Here is a 397-nt window from a genome sequence, read left to right on the forward strand (position 1 = left end):
TCTTTGACCTGCTCACTCACCCACAGCGAAGACCCTGACTTTGTGGTGCACGGCATCGTCTCGTCACCGCTGTGCAATAGCAGGCTGTTACCGTACGCGAAGGCCAGTAATCTGCTGCTCAATACCCCGCTGGCCAGTAATGGGCAAGGCCATTATTCCCCCGCATTGACCAGCGCCATGGTCAGCGAAGATAACTTCGCCTGCCTGACCCTCACCGGGCAGCACTTGCAGGTCGACTTTTATAACCCTAAGGGTCGGGTGCTTGAGTCGGTGACGATTGCATTGAAATAACAGTCATAAAACTGAAACCAGCGATCGCCAGCCTGTTGCATCCTGACGTTGCGGCGCTAACCTTCAAGTGGGTGATGTCAATCATGTTCACTTGTCAGCTCAGTAC

General features: G+C 53.9%; 1 pseudogene. It reads left to right on the top strand.

The window, feature by feature from the left end:
* Positions 1–291: pseudogene (locus GHO42_RS25665) on the top strand (alkaline phosphatase family protein); the annotation flags it as partial.
* Positions 292–397: the final 106 nt, after the last annotated feature.

The sequence above is a fragment of the Pseudomonas sp. FSL R10-0056 genome (assembly GCF_009600105.1).
Taxonomy (GTDB): domain Bacteria; phylum Pseudomonadota; class Gammaproteobacteria; order Pseudomonadales; family Pseudomonadaceae; genus Aquipseudomonas; species Aquipseudomonas bubulae.